28 protein-coding genes are annotated in these 25787 nt (G+C 39.3%); 5 read left to right on the plus strand and 23 right to left on the minus strand.

Annotation, left to right across the window (positions count from 1 at the left end; all coding sequences use genetic code 11):
* The first annotated feature begins 9 nt into the window (after positions 1–9).
* Both ACFSX4_RS02825 and ACFSX4_RS02830 read left to right on the plus strand, forming a co-directional pair.
* Complete coding sequence (locus tag ACFSX4_RS02825) at positions 10–921, plus strand: aldo/keto reductase (RefSeq protein ID WP_377771338.1); 912 nt, start codon at positions 10–12, stop codon at positions 919–921.
* Positions 918–1838, plus strand: coding sequence for an alpha/beta hydrolase (locus tag ACFSX4_RS02830; RefSeq protein ID WP_377771339.1), 921 nt, complete (start codon positions 918–920; stop codon positions 1836–1838). Before ACFSX4_RS02825 ends, ACFSX4_RS02830 begins: the two co-directional genes overlap by 4 nt.
* On the opposite strand, the gene ACFSX4_RS02835 is transcribed toward ACFSX4_RS02830, so the two are convergent.
* Positions 1813–2739 (minus strand): MBL fold metallo-hydrolase, encoded by a 927-nt coding sequence (locus ACFSX4_RS02835; RefSeq protein ID WP_377771340.1) that lies wholly within the window; start codon positions 2737–2739, stop codon positions 1813–1815. The genes ACFSX4_RS02830 and ACFSX4_RS02835 overlap by 26 nt on opposite strands.
* A gap of 117 nt (positions 2740–2856) precedes the next feature.
* On the opposite strand from ACFSX4_RS02835, the gene ACFSX4_RS02840 reads away from it, so the two are divergent.
* Positions 2857–3702 carry a helix-turn-helix domain-containing protein gene (locus tag ACFSX4_RS02840; protein ID WP_377771341.1) on the plus strand — a complete coding sequence of 282 codons (846 nt, stop codon included), beginning with the start codon at positions 2857–2859 and terminating at the stop codon, positions 3700–3702.
* A gap of 40 nt (positions 3703–3742) precedes the next feature.
* On the opposite strand, the gene ACFSX4_RS02845 is transcribed toward ACFSX4_RS02840, so the two are convergent.
* A complete protein-coding gene (locus tag ACFSX4_RS02845; protein ID WP_377771343.1) occupies positions 3743–4858 on the minus strand; it encodes a M20/M25/M40 family metallo-hydrolase in 1116 nt (371 codons plus the stop codon).
* An 80-nt stretch (positions 4859–4938) separates the two neighbouring features.
* Between ACFSX4_RS02845 and prli42 the strand changes: the two genes are divergently transcribed.
* Positions 4939–5040 (plus strand): stressosome-associated protein Prli42, encoded by a 102-nt coding sequence (gene prli42 / locus ACFSX4_RS02850; protein ID WP_377771345.1) that lies wholly within the window; start codon positions 4939–4941, stop codon positions 5038–5040.
* A 34-nt stretch (positions 5041–5074) separates the two neighbouring features.
* Here prli42 and ACFSX4_RS02855 read toward each other — a convergent pair whose 3' ends face one another.
* From ACFSX4_RS02855 to ACFSX4_RS02890, 8 genes are all read right to left on the minus strand, one after another.
* Complete coding sequence (locus tag ACFSX4_RS02855; RefSeq protein WP_377771347.1) at positions 5075–5512, minus strand: BrxA/BrxB family bacilliredoxin; 438 nt, start codon at positions 5510–5512, stop codon at positions 5075–5077.
* Between the two features lie 98 nt (positions 5513–5610).
* The gene (locus tag ACFSX4_RS02860) at positions 5611–6843 is read right to left on the minus strand and encodes a dihydrolipoamide acetyltransferase family protein (RefSeq protein ID WP_377773425.1); all 1233 of its coding nucleotides are present in this window, start codon (positions 6841–6843) and stop codon (positions 5611–5613) included.
* A 26-nt stretch (positions 6844–6869) separates the two neighbouring features.
* Positions 6870–7853: an alpha-ketoacid dehydrogenase subunit beta gene (locus ACFSX4_RS02865; RefSeq protein WP_377771349.1), complete on the minus strand. Its 984-nt coding sequence runs from the start codon at positions 7851–7853 to the stop codon at positions 6870–6872.
* Positions 7846–8841, minus strand: a complete 996-nt coding sequence (locus ACFSX4_RS02870) for a thiamine pyrophosphate-dependent dehydrogenase E1 component subunit alpha (protein ID WP_377771351.1) — start codon at positions 8839–8841, stop codon at positions 7846–7848. Before ACFSX4_RS02870 ends, ACFSX4_RS02865 begins: the two co-directional genes overlap by 8 nt.
* Before the next feature lie 12 nt (positions 8842–8853).
* A complete protein-coding gene (lpdA, locus tag ACFSX4_RS02875) occupies positions 8854–10272 on the minus strand; it encodes a dihydrolipoyl dehydrogenase (protein ID WP_377771353.1) in 1419 nt (472 codons plus the stop codon).
* Positions 10273–10285: 13 nt separating this feature from the next.
* Positions 10286–11347, minus strand: a complete 1062-nt coding sequence (gene buk, locus ACFSX4_RS02880) for a butyrate kinase (protein ID WP_377771355.1) — start codon at positions 11345–11347, stop codon at positions 10286–10288.
* Between the two features lie 5 nt (positions 11348–11352).
* The gene (locus ACFSX4_RS02885; RefSeq protein ID WP_377771357.1) at positions 11353–12450 is read right to left on the minus strand and encodes a Glu/Leu/Phe/Val family dehydrogenase; all 1098 of its coding nucleotides are present in this window, start codon (positions 12448–12450) and stop codon (positions 11353–11355) included.
* 42 nt (positions 12451–12492) lie between these two features.
* Positions 12493–13395: a phosphate acyltransferase gene (locus ACFSX4_RS02890; protein WP_377771359.1), complete on the minus strand. Its 903-nt coding sequence runs from the start codon at positions 13393–13395 to the stop codon at positions 12493–12495.
* A gap of 154 nt (positions 13396–13549) precedes the next feature.
* On the opposite strand from ACFSX4_RS02890, the gene ACFSX4_RS02895 reads away from it, so the two are divergent.
* The gene (locus tag ACFSX4_RS02895) at positions 13550–13816 is read left to right on the plus strand and encodes a DUF2627 domain-containing protein (RefSeq protein ID WP_377771361.1); all 267 of its coding nucleotides are present in this window, start codon (positions 13550–13552) and stop codon (positions 13814–13816) included.
* Positions 13817–13893: 77 nt separating this feature from the next.
* On the opposite strand, the gene recN is transcribed toward ACFSX4_RS02895, so the two are convergent.
* From recN to ACFSX4_RS02960, 13 genes are all read right to left on the minus strand, one after another.
* Entirely contained in the window at positions 13894–15555 is a 1662-nt protein-coding gene (gene recN, locus ACFSX4_RS02900; protein WP_377771363.1) for a DNA repair protein RecN, read from the minus strand.
* Positions 15556–15570: 15 nt separating this feature from the next.
* On the minus strand, positions 15571–16023 hold the full coding sequence (ahrC, locus tag ACFSX4_RS02905; protein WP_377771365.1) for a transcriptional regulator AhrC/ArgR: 453 nt from the start codon (positions 16021–16023) through the stop codon (positions 15571–15573).
* A gap of 78 nt (positions 16024–16101) precedes the next feature.
* Positions 16102–16887: a TlyA family RNA methyltransferase gene (locus ACFSX4_RS02910; RefSeq protein ID WP_377771367.1), complete on the minus strand. Its 786-nt coding sequence runs from the start codon at positions 16885–16887 to the stop codon at positions 16102–16104.
* Positions 16868–18757 carry a 1-deoxy-D-xylulose-5-phosphate synthase gene (gene dxs, locus ACFSX4_RS02915; RefSeq protein ID WP_377771369.1) on the minus strand — a complete coding sequence of 630 codons (1890 nt, stop codon included), beginning with the start codon at positions 18755–18757 and terminating at the stop codon, positions 16868–16870. Before dxs ends, ACFSX4_RS02910 begins: the two co-directional genes overlap by 20 nt.
* A gap of 90 nt (positions 18758–18847) precedes the next feature.
* Positions 18848–19726, minus strand: a complete 879-nt coding sequence (locus ACFSX4_RS02920; RefSeq protein WP_377771371.1) for a polyprenyl synthetase family protein — start codon at positions 19724–19726, stop codon at positions 18848–18850.
* Complete coding sequence (xseB, locus tag ACFSX4_RS02925; RefSeq protein ID WP_377771373.1) at positions 19719–19925, minus strand: exodeoxyribonuclease VII small subunit; 207 nt, start codon at positions 19923–19925, stop codon at positions 19719–19721. Before xseB ends, ACFSX4_RS02920 begins: the two co-directional genes overlap by 8 nt.
* Positions 19918–21258: an exodeoxyribonuclease VII large subunit gene (gene xseA, locus ACFSX4_RS02930; protein WP_377771375.1), complete on the minus strand. Its 1341-nt coding sequence runs from the start codon at positions 21256–21258 to the stop codon at positions 19918–19920. Before xseA ends, xseB begins: the two co-directional genes overlap by 8 nt.
* Before the next feature lie 7 nt (positions 21259–21265).
* Positions 21266–21646 carry a transcription antitermination factor NusB gene (gene nusB, locus ACFSX4_RS02935; protein ID WP_377771377.1) on the minus strand — a complete coding sequence of 127 codons (381 nt, stop codon included), beginning with the start codon at positions 21644–21646 and terminating at the stop codon, positions 21266–21268.
* Between the two features lie 25 nt (positions 21647–21671).
* Positions 21672–22022, minus strand: a complete 351-nt coding sequence (locus tag ACFSX4_RS02940; RefSeq protein WP_377771379.1) for an Asp23/Gls24 family envelope stress response protein — start codon at positions 22020–22022, stop codon at positions 21672–21674.
* Positions 22023–22214: 192 nt separating this feature from the next.
* The gene (accC, locus tag ACFSX4_RS02945) at positions 22215–23564 is read right to left on the minus strand and encodes an acetyl-CoA carboxylase biotin carboxylase subunit (protein ID WP_377773427.1); all 1350 of its coding nucleotides are present in this window, start codon (positions 23562–23564) and stop codon (positions 22215–22217) included.
* Positions 23564–23989, minus strand: a complete 426-nt coding sequence (gene accB, locus ACFSX4_RS02950; RefSeq protein WP_377771381.1) for an acetyl-CoA carboxylase biotin carboxyl carrier protein — start codon at positions 23987–23989, stop codon at positions 23564–23566. Before accB ends, accC begins: the two co-directional genes overlap by 1 nt.
* A 103-nt stretch (positions 23990–24092) precedes the next feature.
* Positions 24093–24650, minus strand: a complete 558-nt coding sequence (efp, locus tag ACFSX4_RS02955; protein ID WP_377771382.1) for an elongation factor P — start codon at positions 24648–24650, stop codon at positions 24093–24095.
* Positions 24651–24675: 25 nt separating this feature from the next.
* Positions 24676–25731, minus strand: coding sequence for a M24 family metallopeptidase (locus ACFSX4_RS02960; protein WP_377771384.1), 1056 nt, complete (start codon positions 25729–25731; stop codon positions 24676–24678).
* Positions 25732–25787: the final 56 nt, after the last annotated feature.

A 25787-nucleotide genomic window follows, 5' to 3' on the forward strand; every position in this document is an offset into this window, starting at 1 on the left:
AATATTAAAATGAAAAAAATTGAAACCAGAGACGGCTTGTCACTCTCGGAATTATCATTGGGATGTATGAACCTGCCTTTAAATGATGAAAAAGAAACTGAAAAAATTATTGAATATGCCCTGTCTGAAGGTATTAATTATTTTGATACTGCAGATTTTTATCAGTTTGGTGATAATGAGTCTGTTCTCGGCAGAGTGCTGGATAAATACCGCAGCAGATATGATTTTAATATCGGCACTAAAGGCGGCAATGATTTTGATCGTATTAAGCGTGAACCTAAGGGATGGAATCCTGACAAAGCCTATATTAAAGAAGCAGCAAAAGAATCATTAAGACGTTTAAAAACGGACGTTATTGATTTATATCAGCTGCACGGCGGCACAATTGAAGATGACAAAGATGAAGTCATAAGTGCACTGGAAGAACTGAAAACAGAAGGTATTATTAGAAGCTACGGAATATCATCCATTCGGATGAATGTTATTGATTATTATAAAAAACACAGCAATATTAATACATTGATGATGCAGTTCAATCCGATAGACAACCGTCCGCTTGAAGTGATTGACGGGTTAGACGACATCACTGTCATAGCACGCGGTCCTTTATTTAAAGGTGTGTTCAGCAGTCATTCAGAAAGAGTATTAACAAAAAAATTCGAGAATGGGTTTCTGTCTTTAAATACAGATGATATGAGACAAGTTACTGAAGAGTTAAAGGAGATTGATTCTGATTTATCACGTCTGTCCTATCGTTTCCTATCCTATCATAACGCTGTTATTGCGAACGGGGTCAGCAGTCTTCAGCAGCTTGAAGAAAATATTAAAAGTTTTAACCAAAGTGAGCCGCTTTCAATAGACGAGTATGATAAAATATATCAGGCGTTAAAAATATTGAAATATGAGGATCACCGTTCATGAACAGTTTATGGAATTGGGTTTTAGTTTTAATTACAGCAGTATTGATGCTCCTGCTGTCACTTGCTTACTATGCATCGAGCAGGACATTATATTTTAAACTACTTGATAATGAGACAATCAGGAAGCGGGAAATCAGGCGTAAACGGCTTGATGAGAAGGAGTTTGATGCACTTCAAAAAGATGATGTCACTATTCCTTCAAAATACGGATACGGTATCAGTACAACATTTGTGTACCCGAATGATACAAATAAGTGGATTGTTCTCTGTCACGGACTTGCGGAAAATAAAATCAGTCAAGTAAAATATATGAATATGTTTATTGATATGGGATATAACTGTGTACTTTATGACGCGAGACGTCATGGAGATACTCCGGGGAAAAATACGACTTACGGCTATTATGAGAAATACGATCTTGAAACAGTGATAGAATATATGCTTGAACATTACGGAGAGGATATTAAATTCGGTATTCACGGCGAATCAATGGGTGCGGCAACATTGCTCCTTTATGCAGGTGAACTGTCCAATAAGGCGGATTTTTATATATCGAACGCATCATTCGCAAGATTTTCCGATCAATTAACAAGAATATTCAGTGGTTACTCGGAAATTTTGACACCGGTCGTTCTGCCGATTTCAAATATATTCTTCCTTCTACGGGGAAAGTTTTCATTATATAAAGTCTCACCGCTCAATATCATTGATAAAATTGAGCAGCCGGTACTGTTTATCCACTCTGTGAGGGACAGTTACATTCCTTATACGCAGACTAAGTTATTATTCGAGAAAAAAAGAACACCGAAGGCATCATGGTATCCTGCCCGCGGCGGTCATGTTGAAAGTTTTAACAGAAATAAACTCGAATATCAGGAGAAGATTACATCTTTTATCGAGAATCACGTGGAATGGTAATGTCGAGAAGATCATACATTAAAGTGACTTCCGACGGCAGTTTATCCTGAATCACTTTTAAATCATCTTCATCATATCGATTGCTGATATGGCTGATTAATAATTGTCCGTAACTAACATTATTAAAATTTTCAAGCACATCATCTATTTCCGAATGGAAATACTGATGTGCTTTTTCTTTTTCATTTGTCAGATATGTCGCTTCGTGGACAATCACATCACTGTGATTAATCAGCTGATAATAATCTTCAGAACAGATGACGCGTGTATCACCGTGGATTGAAATTTTACGGCCGTCTACCGGTGAACCCAGAAAATCTTCTGTCAAATATGTGGTGCCGTTATGTTCAAATGAAGTACTCTCTTTAATCGTTTTCAGTACCGGTCCCGGAGTGACTCCGATATCGAGAAGTTTATTTACATTTAATGATCCTTTTTTGACAGGTTCTTCGAATACATATAGAAATGAATCAATATTGTGGTCTAAAAGGAATGTTGAGACAGTAAAACCGCTGATATCAAAACAGTCGTTATGACTGACTTCAACGAATTCAATCGGATAATTTAAATGTGATGAAGTAATTTCAAAAGATGTCTCAAGCCAGTACTTCAGTCCTTTTGGACCGTAAATAGTCAAAGGGACACCCTCCCCGCCCTGGTGGGAACGGGATGACAGGAACCCCGGAAGGCCGTATATATGATCACCGTGCAGGTGTGTTATGAATATATTTGTAATTTTAGAAGGTTTAATATTCGTATTTAATATTCGGTGCTGTAAAGCTTCCCCGGCATCAATTAAAAAATATTCATTAATTTCTTCAATCAAATCAATAATAAAACTTTGTGTATTGCGTGTTTTGGAAGGCAGTCCCGCGCCGGATCCGAGTACCGTAATTTTCATTTTTATCACCTATCATTTCAGATTTAATAATTATATCACACTCATGTTTAATATTGTGTTTTTTGAATAAGCGTGAAATAATAAATAGTATGTGAAATTAAAGGTGGAATGGAAGTAATGGAAACAGTCAATTTTGTCGAGAAATTTATCGTATATATAGAAGATCATTTACGCGAATCGATAGATTATGATCAGGTTTTAATGAACCTTGGAGTGGACTCCAAATCATTTATGACAATTTTTACATCATTGACAGGTATGACACCTTTTGAGTACCAGGAAAAGCGCCGAATGACTGAAATTGCATATGAATTATATGAAGGACACCGGCGGTTAATTGATATCGCGAAATATTACGGTTACAGAGATGCCGAAGTATTCAAAGCAAAATATAGAGAGTATATGGGAATATCCCCGTACGATACTGAAAAACATATAAAAAAACTGGATTTAATGGAAAGAATTTCGTTTCAGGTTGTTCCGGTCGATCAACCGGGGTACGCATCCCGGATTATGACAATCAACGGTTTCAGAGTTATCGGTGTCACTAAACATTTCTTATTGAAAACTTATAATAAGGCTGAAAAATATGAGTTTATAAAATATGTTGAGACATCCGGTGTTACAGAAGAATTATTAAAATATAATGATGGGCCGGTAAAAGGAATTATACTGTATGAAAGGTATATAGACGGAGATCTCGTACTCATGGTCGGTGTTGCATCGAACCAGTCAGCACCCTTTGAAGAAACGTATACAGAATCCGGGGAATTTGCTGTTTTTAACGGTCAGGGCAATGCATATGAAACGATTGATGATATTTACCGTTATATTTTTAGAAGATGGCGTTTTAAAGCACAGCCTGAATTAGACTGTAACTTCTCTATAGAAGTGATAAAAAGTGCATATGACTTTGAATATAATGATACAAAAGTACAGGTATGGCAGGCACTCGAATATTAAACAGAAAAACAGCTGGAATCAAACGATTCCAGCTGTTTTTTTATTTGTCATACTGTACTTTGGCAATTTCTACGACAAGCTCAGCTGCCTTTTCAAGTTCTTCAACCGGCATCTTTTCTTTTGTAGTGTGAATATCTTCATAACCTATACCGAGAACAACAGTTTCTATGCCTTTTCCGTGAAAGACATTTCCGTCACTGCCGCCGCCGAGAGAAATAAAATCAATGTCTCTGCCGATGTTATTCAATGCTGTGTTCACAGTCTGTGCCACTTCGCTGTCATGTGCGACATTTAAAGCGTCATACATCAACTCAGTATTAACTTCAGCACGTCCGCCAAGCTCGGAAGCTGCTTCTTTAAAAGCTGCTGTCATATGTTCGACCTGTGCATTCAGACGTTCCGGCGTAAAGCTTCGTGCTTCTGCAAGAAGGTAAACATAGTCTGTAACAACATTGGTCGGGCCGCCGCCTTCAATTCTGCCGACATTGGCAGTTGTTTCAGCATCCACTCTGCCGAGATTCATTTTGCTGACAGCCTTTGATGCGATAGTGATGGCACTGACACCTGCTTCAGGCTCCACTCCGGCATGGGCTGTTTTACCGTAAATATGTGCTTCCACCTTACTTTGTGTCGGCGCCTGTGAAACGACAGTACCGACTTTTCCTGTAGAATCCAAAGCATATCCAAATTTACTGTTCAGAACAGATGTATCAAATGCTTTTGCACCGACCAGTCCGGACTCTTCACCGATAGTGATAACGACTTCAATGTCACCATGCGGAATATTGTCATCTTCAATGGTTCTCAATGCTTCAATAATTGCAGCGATACCCGCTTTATCATCACTGCCGAGGATCGTTGTTCCGTCACTCACGATATACCCGTCTTTTATAGAAGGTTTGATACCCACGCCCGGTGTCACAGTATCCATATGGACAGTAAAGTATACCGGTGCAGCATCCGCATCACCTTCAGCCTTCACAAAAATATTTCCGGCACCGTATCCGGTTTGATCTGCAGTATCGTCTTCAAAGACTTCAACGTCCAGATTTTTGAACAGATTTAACAAATAATCGGCTATTTCTCTTTCGTTTCCCGTTTCCGAGTCAATTTGTACCATTTCCATAAATTGATCCACTAATCTTGTGCTATTCACTTAAATTCCTCCGTTAGTCAGTTGATTGCTGTTATAAGGTATATTATACTTATGTCAGTATATTAAAAGGATGATTTTTAATGCAGAATAAAAAAATTCAAAAATACGTGATTTGGTTCATGGTATTCTTAATTGTGGTTTCCGGTCTGTTAATGGGCCTTGGTATGCTCACACAACTTTAAAGAAATTAAAGAGGTCCTGTACAGGACCTCTTTTTTAGATTTCATCACAATACTCTTCAAACCAAGCCTGAATGCCTGTAATGACGCTCATAGTTTCATGTCCTTCGATTTCATGACGTTCAATCATATCCACCACTTTACCGTCCTTAAAGAAAGCAAATGACGGTGAAGACGGAAGGTACTCAGTTGCACGGTCTCTTACTGCTTCAGTTGCATCTTTATCCTGACCTGCAAATACAGTTAAAAGCTGATCCGGCATTTTGTCATAATTTAAAGCATGTTTAGCAGCAGGTCTTGCGATTCCTCCGGCACATCCACAAACTGAATTAACCATAACAAGTGCAGTACCCTCTTTGTTTAAATGCGTGTCAACATCTTCCGGTGTTTGTAACTGAGTGTATCCAGAATCTGTCATCTCGTTACGGGCCTGATTGACAATGTCATTCATATATAAATTAAAATCCATATTCATAATTCCTGTCTCCTTTATTAAAATAAACCCTATCAAAACGATAAGGTTTATATCAAATATCATGTTAAGTGTATCGACAAAAAGCGTCTTTGTAAAGTTTAATACACTGAAGTATGTTCTACAGACATTGCTTCAATTCTCTCTTTAACGCGTTTTAAAAACTGTCCGGCAACCAGTCCGTCAAGTACTCTGTGGTCAATTGACAGGCATAGATTGACCATATATCTGCTCGCGATCATGTCATCAATAATGACAGGACGCTTAACAATCGACTCAACCTGCAGAATTGCAGCCTGCGGACGGTTAATGATGCCCATGGACTGTACAGAACCAAATGCACCGGTATTATTAACAGTGAATGTTCCGCCCTGCATATGTGCAGTTGTTAATTTATGGGCTCTGCCGAGTGAAGCCAGTTCATTAACCTGCTTTGCAATCCCTTTAATGGTGAGCTCGTCTGCGTTTTTAATCACGGGAACATAAAGTTTGTCATCGCTGGCAACAGCGATATTAATATTAATATCTTTATTGACTGTGATTTTATCACCCTGCCATGAACTGTTCAGCATCGGATACTCTTTTAAAGTTTCTGCAACAGCTTTTACGAAAAAGCTGAAAAAGGTTAAGTTAAAACCTTCATTATCTTTAAAAGCAGACTTATGTTTATTTCTCACATTGACTAAGTCAGTCGCATCCACTTCCATCATAAGCCATGCATGAGGGATTTCCTGAGAAGACTGCACCATATTTTTTGCAATGGCCGCACGTACTCCATTAACAGGAATTTCATCGCCGCTGTTGATGGTTGTTTCCGGAACCTGACTCATTGCAGGTGCAGAGTCCTCAGATTTTTCCGATTTTTCCGGTTTGGAAGCTGGTCCTTCGTCAATGACTTTAAGTATATCTTTTTTCGTAATCCGCCCGTTAAAGCCGGTTCCTGATACTGTATTCAAATCAATGTTGTTTTCGCCGGCAAGTCTCATAACAACAGGAGAAATACGTGCTTCTTTCTTTTCCAGTTTGTCGGGACGGTTGACCGGTTCTGTTTGTTCTACTGTCTGTTCAACCGATTCTTCATCAGTTGTGTCCGGTGTACTGCCCCCGGAATCTGAGCCGCTGTCAATCGTACAGATGGACGTTCCCACTTCGACAGTATCTCCTTCTTTTACAAGCAGTTCACCAATGACACCGTCGAATACTGACGGCACTTCTGCAGTAACTTTGTCAGTGATAACCTCACAAATCGGGTCATATTCTTCAACTTTATCCCCTGGAGAGACAAGCCACTTTTCAATAGTACCTTCAGTGACGCTCTCGCCCAGTTTAGGCATTTTTATTTCTTCCACAATATAACCTCCTAGTGCTCTATGAGTTCAAGCATTTTATCTTCAATTTTTTCAGGATTCACCATAAAGTAATCTTCCATAGGCGGAGAATACGGCATCGCTGGTACATCCGGACCTGCAAGTCTCATTATCGGCGCATCCAGATCATAAAAACAATTTTCGGAAATGACAGCAGAAACCTCGCCGATTACACTTCCTTCAAGGTTATCCTCGGTAATAATCAATACTTTTCCTGTTTTTCTGCTTGATTCAATAATGCTTTCTTTATCCAGCGGATATAAAGTTCTTAAGTCCAGCACTTCAATACTGTGACCGTCCTTAGACAATCTTTCAGCGGCCTGAAGTGCATAATTTACACATAGACCATAGGTAATGACTGTAATGTCACTGCCTTCTCTTTTGACGTCGGCTTTTCCTATCGGAACAATATAATCGCCGTCCGGCACCTCTTCTTTTAAAAGACGGTATGCTTTTTTATGTTCAAAGAAAAGTACAGGGTCATTATCTCTGATTGCTGAAAGCAGCAGCCCTTTCGCGTCACTCGGAGTGGATGGGACAACAACTTTTAACCCCGGTGTTGATGTGAAGATGGTCTCAATCGACTGTGAATGATAAAGCGCACCGTGTATACCGCCCCCAAAAGGAGCACGAATCACAATCGGGCAGTTCCAGTCACCGTTTGAACGATATCTGATTTTTGCGGCTTCACTTAATATCTGATTGGTAGCGGGAAGTATATACTCTGCAAATTGAATTTCCGCAACAGGACGTTTCCCCATCATTGCAGCACCGATACTTGTTCCTACGATATTGGATTCTGCAAGCGGTGTATCGAGGCACCGCAGTGCACCGTATTTCTCCTGCAGTCCTTCAGTTACTTTGAAGACGCCGCCTTTTTTTCCTACATCTTCTCCAAGTATAAATACATCTTTATCCCGTCCCATTTCAAAGTCAAGGGCATTTGTGATTGCCTGGAGATAAGATAATTTAGCCATGTTGTACCTCCTCGTATACGTTGAGCAATGCATCTTCAGCCTTTGGATATGGTGCCTTTTCCGCTTTTTTAGTCGCATCAGTGACAATCTGTTTGATATCTGCTTCCTGACTGCTGAACCATTCTTCATCTGCGACCTCATTTTCTATGAGGTAGTTTTTGAATGAAATCAGACAGTCTCGTGATTTATTTTCTTCACGTTCCTCTTTTTCACGGTAGCTGTCATCATCATCAGAAGAATGTGCAGTCAGACGAATAGAGAGTGCCTCAATTAAACTGCTGCCTTCTCCGTTCACAGCACGTTCACGTGCACGCTTTACTGCCGAATATACTGCAATCGGGTCATTACCACCCACCTGTTCCCCATGTATTCCGTATCCTAAAGCTCTGTCAGACAGTTTTTCCGCTGCATACTGAAGATTTTTCGGAACGCTGATTGCATAGTCATTGTTTTCCACGAGACAGATGAAAGGCAGTTTATGAACACCGGCAAAATTTAAACCTTCATGGAAATCACCTTGGCTCGTCGAACCTTCTCCAAGTGTAGTCAGTGCAACACGTTTTTCATCGTCCAGTTTAAATTTATAGGCTGCACCTACAGCATGAAGAACCTGGGTGGTGACTGTCGAACCTTGAGTGAGTATATTATTTTCTTTTTTGCTGAAATGGCCGGGCATCTGTTTGCCGCCGCTTTGTATATCCCCTTCTTTTGCAAAGGCGGAAAGCATTGTTTCAAGCGGTGTAATACCAAAATGAGTGACTAAAGCAAGGTCACGGTAGTACGGGCTAAGTATATCCTGCTCTTTATCGAGAGCAAAGCCGGTGCCGACCTGTGTCGCTTCCTGTCCCTGGCAGGAGATAACAAAGGGCAGTTTTCCGGCACGGTTCAACAGCCACATCCGCTCATCTAATTTACGTGCAAGTAACATAGTATAGTACATTTCTTTTAAATTTTCTTTTGTTAAATCTGTTTTCCTATAGTCAAGCATTTCATTTCCCCCTTAAACGTGGATTGCGACACCCTCTGCATCTAAGCCGAGTTCCATCAATATTTCTGAAATGGATGGATGTGCATGCACAGCAGAGCCCAGTTCAAGTGCGGAAGCATCAAGAAACTTAGCTAATGATACTTCATTAATCAGTTCTGTAACATTTTCCCCGATTAACTGAACACCGAGTATATCTTTATTAACAGGGTCTGTAATTATTTTACCAAAACCATGGCTGTCTCCGCCAATAACTGCTTTTCCTATGGCAGCCATCGGTACTTTATGAACGTCGTACTCAATATTTTGTTCTTTTAATGACTGTTCAGTTTCCCCGATTGCTGCTGCTTCAGGTGAAGTATAAATACATCTCGGTACGTTATTATAGTCCATTATAATCGGGTTTTTATCAGCCATATGTTCTACGGCAGTGATTGCTTCCTTAGTCGCAGCATGTGCGAGCTGAAGATGACCGATACAGTCCCCGACTGCATAAATATGACTGTCTTTTGTCTGATAAAATTCATTGGTCTGAATGATGCCGCTTTCAGTCCGTGCCTTAGTATTTTGAAGCCCGATATCATTAATATTCGCTTTTCTGCCGATTGCAACAAGGACTTTATCAAATTTAAAAGATTCGTCCCCGAGTTTAATCTCAGCATGGTCTTCATTTAATGAAATATCATCTTCACTTAGAGACATGCCGATTTTAAATGCAATGCCTTTCTTTTCCAAAGATTTTTTCAAAGCGTCTGCTGTATCTTTATCTTCATGAGGAATCACCTGGCTGCCTGCTTCAATAACGGTAACATTACTGCCGAGGTCATTCATCAGGCTGGCAAATTCAAGTCCGATGACACCGCCCCCGATAATACCGAATTCTTCTGGAACAGACTGTAGATTCATCATATCATCACTGGATAAGATCAGTTTTGAATCAAACGGCAGGAAAGGCAGTTCTGCCGGTACTGAACCGGTGCTGATTAACACATTTTGATTAACCAGTATTTCGCTTTCCGCTTCTTCATCATGTGGATCTTCTACAGCAATAGTTCCCGCCATCGGTGAAAAAATGGATGGTCCGAGAATCCTTCCTGTTCCTTGAAAAATATCAATTTTGTTCTTTTTCATTAAGTATTCAATACCACTGAACATTTTACTGACAACATCATTTTTACGTTCTACAATATTGCCGATAGTGAACGTCGGTGTATGCGTATCAATGCCGTATTTTTCAGCATTTTTCATAATATTAATCACTTCAGCTGATTTCAGCATGGATTTTGTCGGGATACAGCCTTTATGCAGGCATGTTCCTCCAAGTTTGAATTTTTCAACCACAGCTGTTTTTAATCCGAGCTGGGATGCTTTAATTGCCGCTACATATCCGGCAGTACCGCCGCCGAGAACGACTAAATCATACTCATGTGCCATAAAAATATTCCCCCTAAGTGTAGGTTTGTACTTCTTCAGTACCGGTCATTACACGATATGCACCAAGAGCAAGTGCCTCCATCTCTTTCTCGCCCGGATAAACCTTTGTTTCTGCGATAAACGAAATGTAAGGTGTGATCATATCAATTAGATAATTACTGTAAGCAAGACCGCCTGTAAATAAAATTGCATCAACGTTTCCTTTTAGAACTGCAGCCCGTGAGCCGATTTCTTTTGCAATTTGTACAGCAGCAGCTTCATATATTTCTATGGACTCCCGGTCTCCGTTTAATGCCTTCTTTTCAATCTCTAAAGCATCTTCAGTACCGGCAAGGGAAATAAATCCACTGCCCCTTGATAGTATATTATAAACCTCATCGTAAGAGAGTGCATTATCTATGATATATTTTGCAAATTCACTGCTCGGTAATGTACCTGCACGTGTCGGACTCATCGGTCCGTCTCCGGCAAGACCATTATTGACATCAATGACTCTGCCCTGCATATGGGCACCAGCTGTAATTCCGCCGCCCATATGGACAACAATCAGATTCAGTTCATCATATTTCTTTGATATGGATTCTGCATATTTTCTTGCCACAGCTTTTTGATTCAATGCATGGAAAATAGATATGCGTTCTATGCCTTTAATTCCGGTCATACGAACCGGATCAATTAATTCATCCACAACAACCGGATCTGTAATAAACGCCTTCACTCCGTACTGCTGCTGATATTCGTAAGCAATCATCGTACTTAAATTGGAGGCATGCTTTCCGTACTTAAACGTTTTTACGTCTTCAACCATTTCACTGTTTACTTCATATGTGCCGCCCTGAATCGGTTTTAATAATCCGCCACGGGCGCTCACGACATCAAGCATTTCAGGTGATAAATCATTGGCTGATAAAAAGTTGTTGACGGCCTTCATTCTGTCTTCAATCTGATCAATCATTTCCTTTTGAACGATTTCTTTGGAATGTTTAATATTTTCACCGGCAACAGCTGTTGTATCTTCATAATAGGCCACTTTTGTTGAAGTGCTTCCAAGATTTACAACCAGTATTTTCAGCATAAGACTTAAATCCCCCTGCGGAACTGGTTTTTTTCATTAAGTGAAAATGTGCTTTTCACTCTCATCATCTGATTGATTCTATCTTCTGCCATGTGATTCGCTGCTTCAGTTGTAGAGATATTTTTTTCTTTTGAAATCGTGAAGATTTTATCCATTTGATAATAAATATCTTTAATCTTCTTTGTTGCCCTTTCAGAATTATAACCTTCCAGTTCATCGGCAACATTAATCACACCGCCGCTGTTTGCAACATAGTCCGGTGCATATACAATGTTTCTTTCATCGAGCATTCTGCTGTGTACATCATCATCTTTCAACTGGTTATTTGCGCTTCCGCAGATGGCTTTCACTTTAAGAGCTGGAATTGTTTCATCATTTAAAATACCGCCGAGTGCGCAGGGTGCAAAAATATCTGCATCTACACTGTAAATGTCTTCAATTGCAACAGATTCCGCCCCGAAGTCATTGACTGCCCGGTCTACTGATGCCTGATTGATGTCAGTGACAATCAGGTGTGCGCCTTCTTCGTGAAGGTATCTGCATAAATGATAAGCCACATTTCCAACACCCTGAACAGCGACTTTTCTGCCTTCAAGTGAATCACTGCCGAATGCTTCCCCCGCGGTTCTTTTCATAGCCATATAAACGCCGTAGGCTGTTTTAGGACTTGGATTTCCGCTTGAACCGTAAGATTCACTGACACCGCAGACAAAAGGTGTCTCCTGATATATATAGTCCATATCCTGCTCAGTTGTATTAACATCCTCAGCTGTAATATATCTGCCGCCGAGACTGTTTACATACCGGCCGAGAGATCTGAAAAATGCTTCTGACTTATCTTTTGACGCATCACCGATAATCACGGTTTTACCGCCGCCTAAATTCAGTCCGGCCGCTGCATTTTTGTAGGTCATTCCGCGTGCGAGACGCAGTACATCATCCACCGCTTCCTCTTCTGTTGCATAGTCCCACATTCTGACACCGCCGAGTGCCGGTCCGAGAGTTGTATCGTGTACACATATAATTGCTTTTAAACCGCTGGCATTGTCCTGACAAAAGACAAGCTGCTCATAATCATTTTTTTCCATTCTTTCAAATATCATTTCAGAACACCTCTGTTTTAATATGTTTTCATTCTTTTTTAATTATATTTTATTATTGATTGAATAAACTGCTAAACAAATTGAGTGGTATTTATCTTCACTGCTGTCAGACCTTGACGTCAGTACAATGGGTACTTTGGCACCGGTAACCATTGCTGCAACTCTTGCACCGCCGGTATACACAAGAGATTTATAAAGTATATTTCCAACATTAAGGTCCGGGACAATTAAAACATCCGCATCACCTGCGACTGTGGATTTAAACCCTTTCTGAACCGCCGCCTTAGCGGAAACAGCAAGGTCATACTGTAAAGGTCCGTCAACTGTAAAATCATTGCTGTTTTTGTAGTATGACGTTAAAGATTCTGCTGAAACGGTAGCCGCTATCCTGCTGTTCACCTTTTCAACTGCACTGAGCAGTGCGATTTTAGGATGTGTTATTTTCAGTTGATGCGCAGTACCGACTGCATTATTTATAATGGATTTCATCGTCTCTATATCGGGATCGATGTTCATTCCGCTGTCTGAAAGCAAAATAGACTTGTGATAATTCGGTAAATCAAATAATGCGATATGGCTCAACAAGTTACCTGACACCAGCTGATGATCTTTCCGCAGTACTTCCTTCAAAATAACAGACGTTGACAACATCCCCTTCATCAACACATTACATGTACCTGCCGCCGCCAGCGAGACTGCAATTTCTGCCGCCTCAATATCACCATCTGCATGATGCAGTACGATATTCGGTGAAGATAAGTACGCCTTATCAAGTTTTGAAATCATATCCTTTAGATGCTTTTCATCATCAACAAGGTGCGCAGTAATATTTTTCTCGTCTATCAGCCTGAAAATCTGAGCTAATATTTCGGTGTCTGCAGCCCTGCATATTGAAAGCGTAATCATTTCATCGTCTGTCGTGTTGAATATTTCATTAAACTGCATAATTTGAATCCCCCCTTCATGTTCAATTATACATATAGTCACTTAAAATAACATAGAATATGGGAAACGTAGAATATTAAGAAGTTTCTGATGAATTGTGAATATTTCATTAACCGGTTATAATAAGAAAGGACTATTTCGAATGGGTGGTTATATGAGAAAAGTATTAGCTTTAGTAATTCTGGTAGTACCCGGGGTACTTGCCGCAGTCGGTGTAAAATATATGCGTGACAGCATGTTTGGTATTGTTAATGAACCGTTCACACTGACAGTGGTACAATTCATTATCGGCTTATTGATGGCTGTTTTCGGTATTTGGTTTATCGGCGGCTATATATTAAACAGAGAAAAGAAAAATAAGAGAGTTCAGGAGAAATTTCTGGAGAAAGTAAAGCAGGATAATGAGAAAAAGTCAGAGTAAATTGATGTTTGAAATATAATTTGAACACAAAGACAGACATGAAAAATTCGGTGTGAATTTTCATGTCTGTCTTATTTTTATTGAAATGAAGAAATCAAATGATCCGCATTATTTTGTGCAGCTTCTGTAATGTCTTCACTGCTTAACATGCGTGCAATTTCGTCTCTGTGCTCATTTTTGTCAAGATAATGCGCAACAGCAACCGTCCGGTTATTGTCAGTTTTTTTATTGATATATAAATGGTGGTCACTTGCTGCAGCTGCCTGCGGCAGATGAGATATGACAAATACCTGTCTCGCTTTTGAAAGGAGCCTCATTTTTAATGCCATTTTCGTAGCCACCTGCCCGCTTACGCCTGTATCAATTTCATCCAGAATTAAAAGAGACTGGGAATCAAACTCTGTGAAAATTGTTTTTAAGGAGAGCATGACTCTTGCCATTTCTCCGCCGGAAGCGACTTTATTCATTTCTTTTAACGGTTCGCCTTTATTTGTAGAGATAAAGAATTTGACTTCAGTATATCCGCTGCGTTTGAAGCCGTTCTCTTTTACTTGAATTTCAAATTCTGCATTCTGCATATCAAGATCCTGAAGCTCTTTTCGAATTCTATTTTCCAGAAAGTGCTTTTGATTAATTCTGATTTGATGCAGTTCTTTGGCGTACTTTTCCATATTTTGAAATGCAGTATCTTTCTCCTGCTTTAACAAATCAAAAGATTCGTTAATATTATCAAGCTCGTTAATACTCTCCATCAATTCATTTTGAAGTTCTATCAAGCCTTCAAATGTCCGGTTGTATTTACGTTTCAAATGATTAATTGTATTTAACCTTGATTGAATATCATTCAGCCGTGATTCATCATATTCTACATTTGTCCGGTCGCTCGAGACTTTAAAAGATAATTCATTTAAAAGGTGATATAGGTCCATCACCTCGGGAGAAAAATCTTTATAGGACTGATCATACGCGGACAGGTTCTCAAGATGATTATTCAAATCATAAAGCATTCCCTGTGGATTGTATTCACTCGACAGCACAGTATGAATCATTGAAAGAGACTCATGTACTTTTTCATAATTGCTTAAGTAGTCCAGTTCTTCTTCAAGCAGTGTCTCTTCGTTATCTTTCAGTTCCAGAGAAGACAGTTCTTCAAACTGAATCCTGTAATTCTCCAGTGACTGGAGTCTGTTTCTATCCTTATACTCAAGGTCACTTATCTTATCACTCAGCAGACGGTATTCTTTATAATGCTTACGGTAGTTTTTAAACGCCGGATCATTGGAAATACCAATATACTTATCTAAATAATTGATATGCATACTTTCATCGAGTGCGTCTCCCTGTGAACTTTGTGCGTATATACTTAAGACTTCATTCATAATTGTCCGAAGTGTATTTAAAGTGATCAGACGGTGGTTGATTTTGATGATACTTTTTTTATTCTGCATAATTTCCCGTCGTACAATGTAGAGTTCATCTTCTTCTATTTGGAATTCTTCAAGCAGGTTTTTAAGTTTCTTTGATTCGGGAAAATCAAAGACACCTTCAATCACAGAACCGTCTGTATCATAACGGATATCGTCAACAGAAGCACGTTTGCCGTAAAGATAATTAACAGCCTCTATCACCATTGACTTTCCAGCACCGGATTCACCGGAAATCACCGTTAACCCAGAATTAAAATCGAGTTCAATGTTCGATAATATTGCGAAATTTTTAACGCTCAGCTTTAAAAGCACTCAGCAACACTCCAATTAAATCAGATTAAAAATCCGATCTCTAATTTCCCGTTGTGCTTCTTCATTACGGCAAATCAGGAGACAGGTATCATCCCCACAGATTGTTCCGATTACTTCCTCCCACTCCAGCTGGTCGATAATTGCACCAATGGACTGTGCGTTCCCGGGAAGGGTTTTTAGCACTAACAGATTATCAGTATAGTCTAATTTAACAAAACTATCCATCAAATACCGTCCAAGTTTTTCAAGCGGATGGTACTTTCTGTCTTTCGGCAGACTGTATACATAAGCACCGCTCGGTGTCGGCACCTTGATTAACTGAAGCTCTTTTATATCTCTTGATATGGTTGCCTGGGTGACATTAAAATTATAGCCGTTCAGCATGTCTACCAGTTCTTCCTGAGTTTCAATTTTATTATTTGAAATAATCTCCCTGATTTTAATTTGTCTGATTGATTTATTTGACATATGATAGCCTCCAAAGATTCTGTATATTTATACACATAATATCATAAATTATATGACAAGTGCACTATAAAACGACGTTCAGTCAAAAATAATCGAATGAACGTCGTCTTTATTAAACATATTGTTTTGTGTATTGGATTTTAAATGCAGGAGATATTCAATATTTCCTTTTGTACCTGTAATCGGTGAACGGTCAAAGTGACAGGGTGCAAGCTCTAAATCACTGCACTCCTCGAGTACCCGCCCTACAACACTTTCATGTGTGTGGAGGTCTGTAATGATTCCGTTTTCTTCAACCTCTTCAAGATAGCTTTCGAACTGCGGCTTTATTAAAGCGATGATTTCAAATTCATGGCTGAATAAAGATCTGATATGGCGCAGAATCGGTACAACTGAAGTAAACGATACGTCAATTGTAAAGATATCAGGCGGATATTTGAAATTTTCACGGACCGTATGTTTAAAATTAGTCTGCTCCATAACAGTCACTCTGTCATCTATACGAAGCTTATAGTCCAGCTGATTGGTGCCGACATCTACTGCATAGACATGTTCAGCACCATTTTGCAGTGCACAGTCTGTAAATCCGCCGGTCGATGAACCGATATCTGTCACTACTGTTCCCTGAACATTCAAATTGAAGTGGTCAATCGCGTGTTTTAATTTAAGTCCGCCTCTTGAAACAAAAGTTTTAACATTTTTAAACCGTATGTCAGCAGTTTCTGGTTTAATCATCTCTGAGGATTTATACACCGGCTGATTATTGTTTAATACTTTTCCAGCCATTATAATACGGTTGATTTCATCTATAGTACCAAGGTTAAAATGATTGAAAATATATTCATCAATTCTCACTTTTTTCATCTGAAATCTCCAATAATGATTGAGCAGATTCAACAATACTGCTGCTCGAAATACCAATATCCGATAATAATTTATTAACATCACCGTGTTCTACGTATATTCCGTCAATGCCGATTCTTTTCATATTATTTTTAAAGCGCCAGTCGGCAAAGAAACCTGCAATCATACTTCCAAGTCCGCCGTTCAGCATGGATTCTTCAACTGTAATCACTGGAATATCGGAACTGCCGATATCTTTAAGCATATTTTCATCCATTGGTTTAATAAATCGGGCATTAACCACGCGGGCATCAATTCCCGCTTGTTTAAGTTCAGCAGAGGCTTCCATTGCAATGTCTAATGTCGGACCGAAAGAAATAATTGCAATGTCTGTGCCTTCTTTTAAAACTTCCCAACTGCCTTTTGTTAAAGCGGGTCTTTCAATATTCATATCAATTCCGGAAATATTGCCCCGAGGGTACCTCATAGCAACGGGACCTTCGGCATTCAGTGAAAAGTCAATCATCTGTCCCGCTTCCTTCTCATCTCTCGGCATCATTAATGTGATGTTCGGGAGCGTTGATATAAAGCTGATGTCAAATACACCTTGATGCGTTTCACCGTCGGCACCAACAAGACCGCTTCTGTCTATGCCGATAAATACATTCAGGTTCTGACGGTCAACATCATGCAGGAGCTGATCATAACCGCGCTGTAAGAAAGTCGAGTAAATAGCCAGATAAGGCTTCATACCGCTCGCTGCAAGCCCGGCTGCCATTGTCACGGCATGCTGTTCTGCAATACCGACGTCAAAAAACTGTTCCGGCAGCTCATTCTGGAATTTTGTGAGTTTACTTCCGACAGGCATAGCCGGTGTCACAGCCACAATTCTTTTATCGTTTTTGGCATATTCGAGGACAGTATTGGACATAAATTCGCTCCAGGAAATACTGCTTTTTGTACCAATCACTTCACCGGTCTCAATTTTATACGGACCGAGGCCATGCCATTTACCGATTTTGTCATCTTCTGCGGGATGATACCCCTTACCCTTTTTAGTGATGACATGGACAATGACGGGGCCGTTATAATCTTTTGATGATTCAATTGCACGTGCCAAATCATCAAAATCATGACCATCGACGGGACCGATATATTTAATACCAAGCTCCTCAAAGAAAATACCGTCAACAACCAGATATTTTAAGCTGTCTTTAAGTTTATCAGCGACATCACGCAGTTTTGTACCAACCTGAGGCAGTCTCTGAAGGAAGTCCTCTGCATCATGCTTCACTTTATTGTACTGTGTATTGGTTCGTATTCTGCCAAGCATGTTATGCATTGCGCCTACATTCGGAGCAATACTCATTTCATTATCATTCAAAATGATGGTCATGTTGGTCCGGTCGGAACCGATATGATTTAACGCTTCCAGTGCCATACCGCCTGTAAGCGCACCGTCACCGATAATTGGAACGACATGATAATTATCTTTATTGATGTCTCTTGCTTTTGCCATTCCCATGGCGGCGGACAATGATGTACTTGAATGGCCGGCTTCCCATACATCATGTTCAGATTCACGCAGTTTTGGAAATCCGCACAGTCCTTTATACTGTCTCAAAGAATCAAACTGGTGAATACGTCCTGTAAGAATCTTATGAATATACGCCTGGTGACCGACATCAAACAGGAATTTATCAATTGGAGAATTAAAGTGTTTGTGAAGTGAAAGTGTTAATTCAACAACTCCCAGATTGGCACCGATATGGCCGCCTGTTTCCGCACAGGACTTTATTAAAAACTCACGAATATCCGCCGCGAGTGCTGTTAATTCATCATTATTCAGGTCTTTTAAAAACCCCGGATCATTTATTTTATAAAGATTCATCTACATCCAACCTTTAAATTTACTGATTTTCATTATAACATTACTTATTTAAAGTCAAAAATAAAAATGATAATCCACTATAGTGAATTATCATTGTTCGCGGATTGCAAACCTGTTAAGAACTTCATTCAGGCTTGCCGTGTCAATGTTATTTCCTATACTTTTGAGCAGTTCTGCTGCTTCCTGCTGCATAAGGTCAAGCTGTGCTCTTGCACCTTCAAGACCAAGTTCACTCACATATGTTGTTTTTTCTTTCCGCTCGTCACTGCCTGTATTTTTTCCGGTTACTTCTACGTCACCTGTGACATCTAAAATATCATCTCTAATTTGAAAAATAATACCCAGCTTTTCTGAGAAACGGCTTAATACAGAAGCAGTCTGCTCCTCTGCGTTTACAATAGTACAGGCCATCTGTACAGGTGCACTAATCAGATGCCCGGTTTTGAATCTGTGTATATTTTCAAGTTCTTCGAGAGAGACTGCCGCGACCTCGCCTTCTATATCAAGCATCTGACCGCCTATCATACCATTCTGTCCTGCACATTCCGACAGAATGCGAATCAGTTTCAGCCGGGTACTCTCTTCAAGAGAAGTATCATTTGATAACAGATTAAAACTTTCTGTAAGAAGGTTGTCCCCTGCAAGAATGGCTGCTGCTTCACCAAAAACAATATGGTTGGTCGGATTGCCCCTTCTGAGTTCATCATCATCCATTGCAGGTAGATCATCATGTATGAGTGAATACGTATGAATCATTTCCAGCGCTGCTGCCGCTTTAACTCCAAGCGAAAGGTCGGCGTTTAATGATTTCAATACGCTGAATAAAAGATAAGGTCTAAAACGTTTCCCGCCGGCATTCACAGAATACAGGCTTGCATTCCTGATTGTTTTTGAGACTCTGCCGTTGTCTAAATGCGTTTGAATTGCTTCTTCGGTTTTAGAAAGCCAGTGCTTAATCTCATTATTCATTATTACTGCTGTCCTTATTCAGTGATTCTACCTCAAGTTCCGCATTCTTCAGAATTTTATCACAGTCTTTAGAGAGTTCGACACCCTGCTTATATAATTTTAGAGACTGTTCGAGAGATACTTCATCTTCATCGAGCTGACGGACAATCTCTTCAAGGTTTTTCATTTTCTCTTCAAACGTTTCTGTTTTCTCAGTCATTTCTATTCACCTCTGTTATTTGTGATGTCACAGTACCTTCTCTAAAAGTGGTTTTAATATAATCGCCGTTTTTAACATCATCAGTACTTTTAATCAGCTTATCGTCTTTTGTCGTAAATGAGTATCCTCTTTTTAAGACAGCAGTCGGACTGAGGGAATCAAGCATTTCAAGTATCTGTCCGAGATTCCTCTGACTCTGTTTAAGAACGGAATTCATTTGAGTATTCAATGATTTATCAAGGTGATGCAGTTGTTCCCTGAAAGACCGGATTTCAGGTAAAGGACTTAAATAACGAAGGTTTCTGTCAAGCCTCTCACTGTAATACCGTGCATCCTTCTGCCTGTTTCTCATCCGCTCGTTTAATTGTGTGTTTAAATGTATTAACCGCTGTGTTTCCTGATCATACAGCAACTCAGGACTGCGTAATTTATAGTAGTTGCTTAGAGAGGATAGATTATTTCTGCTGTCTCGAATTTTATCGAGAGTCCTTTTATAAATATAAAGACGGGCCTCTTCTATTTTTATCAAAAGGTCGTTCATATCAGGGACAGCAATTTCACTGGCAGCGGTAGGTGTTGCAGCTCTCAAATCAGAAACATAGTCCACCAGAGTCGTATCTGTTTCATGGCCGATAGCTGTAATGATTGGTGTGTTTGTGTTAAATACATTTACAGCAACTTCTTTATCATTAAAAGTCCACAGATCTTCAATAGATCCGCCGCCTCTTGCCAGTATAATGACGTCAGCATTTAATTCGTCTGCTTTTTTAAGGTTTTGAATGACATTGTCTCTGCTGCCGGACCCCTGCATTAATGTATTTATAATAGTGAGTTTGGCTACAGGGTACCTTCTTTCAATAGTAGTCAGCATATCCCTCATTGCTGCACTCGTCTCAGATGTGACTACAGCTATATGGGAAGGGTATTTCGGCAGCGGCTGTTTATGTTCGGCATTAAAAAAACCTTTCTGCTGCAGTTCTTTTTTATCTTTTTCAAGTTGTTCAAACAACATACCAATACCATCAATCTGCATAGAATCTGCATAAATCTGGTATTGTCCGCTGGTTTCAAAAATACTGACTCTGCCCTCAATTAAAACACTCTGTCCTTCCACTGGATCAAATGACAGGCGCCCTGCTTTCTGCTTGAACATCATCCCTCTTATGACGGAAGCATTGTCTTTAACGGCAAAATAAATGTGATCGCTCGTGTGTTTTTTGACATTCGAGAGCTCACCTTTTAGAAAGACCCGTGTTAAATACGGGTCCTGGTCAAATTTATATTTTAAATATTTAGTCAGTGCTTGTACTGAAAGATAATTACTGCTTTCCATACTTTAATCATCCATTCTTGTCGGCAAAATTCTTAAGGACGCCATTTACAAATCGGAAACTGTCATTTTCACCGTAGAGTTTTGACACTTTAACAGCTTCGTTTATGATGACTCTGACAGGTGCATCTGCTACATTAATTTCAGAAACTGCCATACGGAGAATATTACGCTCCACCTTTGAAATACGCTCCAAAGTATAATTTTTCAAATGGGCGCTGATTTCATTGTCCACAGTTTCTTTATGATTTAAAAAATAGTCAACTGTACTTTTAATGTAGTCCTGTTGATTGTATAAATCATAAAATGACGCATTTTTAATTGAAACCGCATCATGGTCGATTTGGAAAAGCAACTGGAATATTTTTTTCCTTTGTTCATGTCTGTTCATTTAAATAAAACACCTATCTAATTTATTATTTGACGATATTTACGATGTGTACATTGACTTCATCCACTTTTGCATCAAGCATTGTTCTAATTGCATGACTTACATTTTTCTGGATACTTTCTGCGACCTTATGCACATTGTTGTCTGTATCCAGTGTGACATATATAGACAACTTTAGACTGTCTTCTCTGGTATCGACTTTTACCCCGCGCCCCCGGTATTTCTTACCGATTTTTTCAAGATTCCCGCTTGCAAAATTATTGAGCAGTCCCTTAACACCTTTTGTCTCGGTAACTGCAATATTTGCAATGACCTCAATGACTTCCGGGGATATGTCGATGATTCCATAAGAACTGTTTTCAGATTGAATATTCAAATTTACCACCTCGTCCATCTATTATTATATCACGCAAGAATAAGAATTTTATAGATAAATTTATCATATCATAAAAGTCAGACATTTTATTGTGGGAAGAATTTTATTCATTATAAAAAATAATTATTAAAACTGTATCCGAATAAAAGCACCCCTACCCTGTCAAAATTCGCAGAATACGGGTGCTTCATATTAATCTTTCATTACATCATTATATGCCAGAAAGTTTGTATTATAATCGTTTGATAAAAATGCATCATTTTTAAGCAGATTCATATGGAATGGAATTGTGGTTTCTATTCCCCCGATAATAAATTCATCCAGGGCGCGTCTTGATGCAGCGAGTGTTTCTTCACGCGTATTATTGTAAACAATGAGTTTAGCAATCATTGAATCATAATAAGGCGGGATAACGTATCCTGAATAACATGCTGTATCCATTCTCACACCATATCCGCCAGGTGTAATATATTCAGTGACCTTACCGGCTGACGGCATGAAGTTTTTATATGGATTTTCTGCGTTAATCCGGAATTCCATCGCATGGCCGTTGAACTCAATATCTTCCTGCTTAAATGGTATTTCTTCACGGCGTGCAATTTTAATCTGCATTTTAACAAGGTCAATTCCAGTAACCATTTCGGTAACCGGATGCTCCACCTGAATTCTCGTGTTCATTTCCATGAAGTAGAACTGATCTTCATTTAAGTCATATATAAACTCGATTGTTCCGGCACCAATGTAATTAATGCTTTTAGCAGCTCTAACAGAAGTCTCACCCATTTCTTTCCTTTTTTCAGGTGTAAGGATTGGGCTCGGTGCTTCTTCAACCAGCTTCTGCATCCGGCGCTGTATTGTACAGTCGCGTTCTCCAAGATGAACAACATTCCCGTGATAATCGCCGAGAACCTGTATTTCAATATGGCGGAAGTTTTCTATATATTTCTCAATATATAAACTTTTATTGCCGAAAGCACTTTCTGCTTCCTGTTCAGTCATTTTATAATTCTGAACCAGTTCTTTCTCATCTCTTGCTACACGAATCCCTTTACCGCCGCCGCCGTGGCTTGCTTTAATAATTACAGGATATCCGATTTCTGCTGAAATGACTTTGGCATCTTCAATTGATGCAACTACCCCGTCACTTCCCGGAACAGTAGGAACATTTGCTTTAATCATTGTATCTTTAGCAACGTCTTTTACACCCATCAATGAGATAGTTTCATGCATCGGGCCGATAAATATTAAGTTTGAAGCTTCGCATAACTCTGCAAAATCACTGTTTTCAGCAAGAAAGCCGTATCCCGGGTGAACAGCATCACAGCCTGCTTTTTTGGCAATGGTAATAATGCTGATCATATCCAGATAACTGTTCTTGGAAAGTTTTGGTCCTACACAATAAGATTCAGTTGCGATTTTCCGGTGAAGGCTGTCTGCATCTGCTTCAGAATAAATACTCACAGACTCAATGCCCAGATCTTTACACGCACGGATAATTCTTACTGCGATTTCCCCACGATTTGCAACGAGTACTTTTTTAATCATCGTACTCTGAACAATGGTTGATTGTATTCAACCATGTCTCCGTCTTCAACCAGAATCTCAACTATTTCACCGGAAGTTTCAGCTTGAATCTCATTGAAAAGTTTCATTGCTTCTAAAATACACACTACAGAGTCATTAGAAACAGAGTCTCCGACCTGGATAAAAGGATCCGCTTCAGGTGAAGCAGCCTTATAGAACGTTCCAACCATCGGTGCTTTTACAAATTTTCCTTCAGGTACAGGTTCACTTATTTCTTCAGGTGCAGATGTCTGAACCTGTTTTGGCGCTTGCTGAGGGGCTTCAACTGCTTGTGCAGTTCCCTTTTTAAGTTTAATTTCTACATCACTGTCTTTATAGGACAGTTCAGTTAATGATGCTTTTTCCATTTTATCAATGAGTTGATCTATATTATCTAAATTCATAAAGCAATACTCCTTAACAATAATTTATTATTTAATTGTACTGAAGTGGTCGTACCAATTCAAGACAAAAAATAAAGCAGATGTTCATCTGCTTTATAAATCCTTACGCGCGGGAAACATAACTTGCATCAGAAGTACTTACAACGAGAACGTCACCTTCGTTGATGAATAAAGGAACTTGAATGATGAGTCCTGTTTCAAGTGTTGCAGCCTTAGTTGCCCCTGTCGCAGTATCGCCTTTTATTCCGGGCTCAGACTCTGTCACTTTAAGTTCAACGTTTTTAGGCAGTTCAATACCAAGTGTTTCACCTTCATAAGTGATGATGGAAATATTCATATTTTCTTTTAAAAATTTAAGCTCATATTCCAGTTGTTTTTCAGGTATTTCCAACTGTTCATAAGAATGGTTGTCCATGAAGACATGATCTGTTCCATTGGCATACAGATACTGCATTTTATTATTATCTATTTGCGCACGGCCGACCTTCTCACCTGCTCTGAACGTTTTTTCCTGAACTGCACCTGTACGTAAATTTTTCAATTTACTTCTGACAAAGGCAGCCCCTTTCCCCGGCTTTACATGTTGAAAGTCCATTACTCTCCAAATACCGCCGTCAGTTTCAATTGTCAAACCTGTTTTAAAATCATTTACTGAAATCATGTTTTACCTCCTAAAATAATTACCTTTAAATAATAAATAAATCTTTTGAACTATGTGTTAGTTTTTTCAAACCGTTCTCTGTAACGATGCAGTCATCTTCAATTCTGACACCGCCGACATTATCAACATAGATTCCGGGTTCCACAGTGAAACACATACCTTCTTCTAAAATAAACTCACTTTTTTGTGCAAGGCCTGGACTTTCATGAACTTCCAAACCGAAGCCGTGACCTAGAGAATGACCGAAGTTATCACCGTAACCATATGATTTTATCACATCTCGGGAAATTTTGTCTGCTTCACTGCCGGACATGCCGGATTTTATTTCATCAAGTGCTTTCAATTGAGACTCTAAAACGATATTGTAAATTTTAGTCATTTCATCAGAAAGTGAACCGACACCAAATGAACGTGTGATATCAGAAGCATAACCCTGATAATAGGCTCCGAAATCCAGTGTCACCATATCTCCGGTTTCAATTACTTTATCGGATGCCACTCCATGAGGAAGCGCACCTCTGTATCCACTCGCTACAATTGTATCAAAACTTGGTCCGCTTGCACCAAGCTTTGTCATATAATTTTCCAGTTCATTTTTCACTTCGAGTTCAGTCATACCCGGCTGAATGTATTTCAAAATATATTCGAAGGATTCATCTGCAATTTCACATGCTTTTTGAATCAAAGTCAGCTCGTCTGATGTTTTGATCATACGGATTTTCTCTACTTCGCCTGTCAGAGGCACAAGTTCAAAATGACTTTTTAAATCTTTATAGGTATTAAAATTTACATGCTGTCCTTCAAAACCGATTGTTTTTATATTTTTGTCTTGCAAAAATTCAATTACAAAAGGCAGCAGCCCCTTTGTCTGTAAGACGAAATCAAAATGCTCCGCCTGCTCTTTTGCCTGGCTTTTATATCTAAAATCAGAAATTAAATATTGATTGTTTTTTGTGATGATTACAGCACCGCTCGAGCCCGTAAAACCGGATAAATATCTTCTGTTGTAATCACTCATTATCAGCAGTGCATCCAACTGTTGTTTTTCGAGCAATGCTCTTACCTTGTCATACTTAATCATTGAGTCACCCCTAAATTAATTTTCAAAAATTTAAATATATAATAAAATTCTTATTA

It is taken from the genome of Corticicoccus populi (assembly GCF_042686195.1).
GTDB classification, from domain to species: domain Bacteria; phylum Bacillota; class Bacilli; order Staphylococcales; family Salinicoccaceae; genus Corticicoccus; species Corticicoccus populi.